Source organism: uncultured Phenylobacterium sp., assembly GCF_902826855.1.
Lineage (GTDB): Bacteria > Pseudomonadota > Alphaproteobacteria > Caulobacterales > Caulobacteraceae > Phenylobacterium.
The window spans coordinates 1-3,614 of sequence record NZ_CADEGK010000313.1 but is presented as its reverse complement, the minus strand read 5'-3'; the positions used below and the strand labels follow the sequence as shown (position 1 = coordinate 3,614).

The window sequence follows — 3,614 nt, the reverse complement described above, 5'->3', positions numbered from 1 at the left end:
GACAAGCTGCTCGAAACTGCTGAGCGATGGATAGTTGATGTTTGGCGGGCGCAAACGAACGCAGATGGCTGGGCGGAGGAGCCCAGGTCGAACCTCTTCAACGATCGTGACTACGCGCTGGCGAGTACACGAGGCGGCTCGCTCCCGGTCCTCGAGCACTACCGCACCTATCTAGAATGGCACGCCCTTTGGTGTGCCGTGGGGGAGTTGCTCCAGACCGAACCGCTTTCGGAGGAGGACGGGGAGGACGATTGGACCGCGTTGCCAAACATCATCGCCCGCGAGCAGCTCACCGTCCCGCCCTATTGGCTGGCGGACCTCACGACGCCGCCGCCGCTGCTGCCAGACATCTGGAGGGGACCTGAAGGTGCGGTTGCGTCGTGGCTCGAAACGGTGAGCGACGAGGAGTTTCGCCGTGCCTTGTTGCCGGCCGATCGCCCCGGCTTTCTCGCGGTCCACTTCCAGAATACATCGCGGAGCTGGGGGTGGCGTCAGATCAGCCACATTCACTCGGGGCTCATGAGTCGCGAGACCGGGTCTGCACTAGTTAAGGCGTTGCAGAGCACGGATTTCTCGGAAGATCACTACATTCCTCCGGAAGGCCACGAACTTGGCATCGATGATGGGCCGTATCAGCTGCTTGGCTGGCTACGCGCTTCTTCCGGCGACGTCCTCCTCGATGACAACGACGATTCACGAAACGAGATCGGCAACTTCGATCGCGTGCCGGGCGAACGTGTACAGGCATGGAAACAGCTCGACCGGCGCCGTACCGAAGCCGGGTTCGAATGGGTCGCCAAGGGAGACGACAGACCGGTGTTCATCTACGAGGCCTGGGGAAACAGAATGCAGCGCGGGCGAGAAGATCGCGCGACCGCCAATACGCGACCGGCGGGATCTCGTCTTCTGATGCGACGGACACAGCTCGCTGAGATGCTGGTGTCTTTACACATGGACCTTGTGGTGGAGGTGCGGATTGAGCGAGCAGATCAAGGATCCCGCTCCGACTCGGAAAAGGGGACCGAGGTGGCGCACGAACGATTCTACGGCCTCGCTGCGGACGGCGAGCTCGTTCACGCCCGAGGACGTCTTGAGCCTTGGACGTCGACTGGCTGACGAGATCGGCGCGAACGACGATCGAAACACCCTCGACAAATGGCTGGCGCATCACCTTGCTGAGCTGATCCAGTCTGCTGAGACCAATCCGGCTGCGGCAGATCGGGCAGTCGATACCATCCTGCGAATTTGGGCCCAAAGACATGACCTCCCTGGCCATGCCTATCCGGCTGCGCGATTTGACTCGGCCTTGCGGTATCTTGGGCGCCTAGCTCCAGGAGCCAATCCCTGGCGACCACGTCCACCCAAGCTCGATGCGGACGTCCTCGGGGACGTGGTGGATGGCTTGAGCCGGTTGGTTCTTACCGCGATCGCACTTCAACTCGACCTCGATGATCGTCACATCCACGAGGAGGTCGATCTCGAGCTCTTGGAGCCGGACGAGCGGGAGATCATTGAGACGTTCAGCGACATCCTTTCGGCGCTTCGCGAGCAGCCTCGCCACCCACCGCTGCCGCGCATCATCTTCAAACGCTTCGTGGTGGATCGCGATGGCATCGATCTCAAGCAAGAGGAAAGCGCGGAAGGAGAGGACGGCAGCGAGGAGCCACAGTTGGGAGTCGCCGAAGAAGTGCTTGGCGATGGAGGCAAGTTGTCGGACCAAACACTGATGAGATTGGGCCTGGGTACGATTGCCCAGGTCCGAACAAGTCTCGACGCCTATGAAGAGTGGCTTCTAAAAAAGATGTCGAGTCCGCGCGAACTGGCGCCGGCCTGCGATGCAGAGGATTGATGGCATTGACCGTATGGGGCACACGCTCGTGCCAACGGTTGCAGCCTTCGAGATTGCAAAGGCGTCGTGACGGATCTTTGCGAACGGTGAGATCATAGCGTTGCTGCAGGAGGTGCAGTGCGCCGACGACTTTCGAGTCGCATGGTTGGCCGGGCCGCAAATGGACCACATCGAACTGAAGTCTCGGGACACGCCACTCGTCCTCGTCTGGCCGACGCCGCAAAGTCCCGCCGGTTTTGTGCACTTTGGGCAACCAGCAGAGTGGCGCGACTTCATTGGCTCTCTCGGAATTGATCCGCGCTGCCCGAGATTATAACGCGGAAGTTCGCTCGGGCGCAGAAGCTCTACCTGACGGGGTGGATTGATCTCGACCTCCTCAAGGCCGGCGAACTTGCGGCGCTGGTCGCTTTGGAGCTGGCGCTCAAGGACCGCTACGGACACGCGTTCCGGCCTCAGCAGCGGACCCTCTCAAACCTTCTTCGCCACATGGTCGAAGTCGATCAGCTGACTGACATGAAGATTCCCGTGATCGCGCGCTGCGGCGGAACGGCCGTTGGTTTCCTGACGGGCGCGTCGAGGCCCACGTTGGCCGACCGAAGGAACGCTATGGCCCACGGCGATCCGTTCGAAGGTCTTCCGGTCGGGGGCCTGTTGGAGCTCGTCCGAGACCTCATCGAGTATGCCTACCGGGAGTTTCCTCAGAAGACGGTCTCCACCGAGACGCACTCATCATTGGCGTTTCCCATCACCCGCTAGTGACTTGATGAATGCAATAGACGGGCTGTGGCAACCTGCGGAGGTCTGGTCTTAAGCGACGAGAGCGGACCATGCTGGAAAGTCACTACGAGCTCGGGACGTCCAGCACCTTCCGCAGATGCTCCGGCACCGGCGAGGTGAGCCGCCATTCGACGGTTATTGGCTGGCTGCCTTCCCACGATACGAACTCGACTTCGCCGCAGTAGAAAAAGGGTGCGGCGACCGGTCCGCGCTTCTTTGTGGCGCGCACGAACAGATGGATCTCGTAGCCCGGCTCGGCGCCGGAGATAATGCGGCCGTCGCGCGACGCTGGGGTCGTCTTATTCTGACTGTGCCAGCGCAGCCGGGTCGGGGAGAGGAAGCGGTCGTCGTACTGGTGGTCCTGGATGAAGTCGTCCTTCTTGAGGGTCACCAATAGGAAGACGTGCTTGCCTTTCACCACGAAGCCCTGGTTCCACGACCCCGTGCTGAACGTCAGGCCATAGAGCGGAGGGATCCGCTCGCGCATGTACTCACGCCAAAGCTCCGGCCCCGACCAGGCCGCCTGGTCTTCGGCAACCATGGGAAGGGCGCGCGCATCGTGCGCAAACTCCTGGCCGTCAGTGCGCGCCAGATAGGCCGCTATGCGCCAATCAATGAGCTCCCGCGTCAGATCGTTAAGAGCGCTGCGGTCACTGTCGGAGGCCGTGAATGTGGTCGCGAACTCGCCATCCCGATAGCTGAAGTAGGCCTCTGACGTCTGACTCTCCCCTGTCCACGCCTTGATCGGGTTGTCCTCAAGCAGCCGGCGAAGTCCCGGCTGCTGGTCGATTGGAACGGAAATGTCCCGAGCAAAGACAGGATTTTGCGACGCCAGCCGGCGCACGCTCTCGGTCAGTGTGTTGATCCAGATGCCACCGGGAAACTCACCGCCCTGCTGCATCGCCTTGAGGACCAGCATCTTGTAGGAGCGCGGCATGGCCGTGCGCTCGAGGTTCCCAAGGAAGCCGCCGTGGCGCACGAATACCTC

4 protein-coding genes are annotated in these 3,614 nt (G+C 61.5%); 3 read left to right on the top strand and 1 reads right to left on the bottom strand.

The window, feature by feature from the left end:
* From QZV94_RS23970 to QZV94_RS23960, 3 genes are all read left to right on the top strand, one after another.
* The coding region (locus QZV94_RS23970; protein WP_293682829.1) for a hypothetical protein at positions 1–1,116 on the top strand (1,116 nt) is incomplete at its 5' end.
* A complete protein-coding gene (locus tag QZV94_RS23965; protein WP_293682827.1) occupies positions 1,091–1,849 on the top strand; it encodes a hypothetical protein in 759 nt (252 codons plus the stop codon). The genes QZV94_RS23970 and QZV94_RS23965, both read left to right, overlap by 26 nt.
* A 486-nt stretch (positions 1,850–2,335) precedes the next feature.
* Entirely contained in the window at positions 2,336–2,605 is a 270-nt protein-coding gene (locus QZV94_RS23960) for a hypothetical protein (protein WP_293682825.1), read from the top strand.
* Positions 2,606–2,690: 85 nt separating this feature from the next.
* Here the strand turns inward: QZV94_RS23960 and QZV94_RS23955 are convergent.
* Positions 2,691–3,614 (bottom strand): DUF3427 domain-containing protein (locus QZV94_RS23955; RefSeq protein WP_293682823.1); only part of this gene is annotated, 924 nt, incomplete at its 5' end.

Excerpts from the sequence above, each read along its gene's own strand:
- QZV94_RS23960 (WP_293682825.1), top strand. The coding sequence starts at position 2,336 with ATGGTCGAAGTCGATCAGCTGACTGACATGAAGATTCCCGTGATCGCG.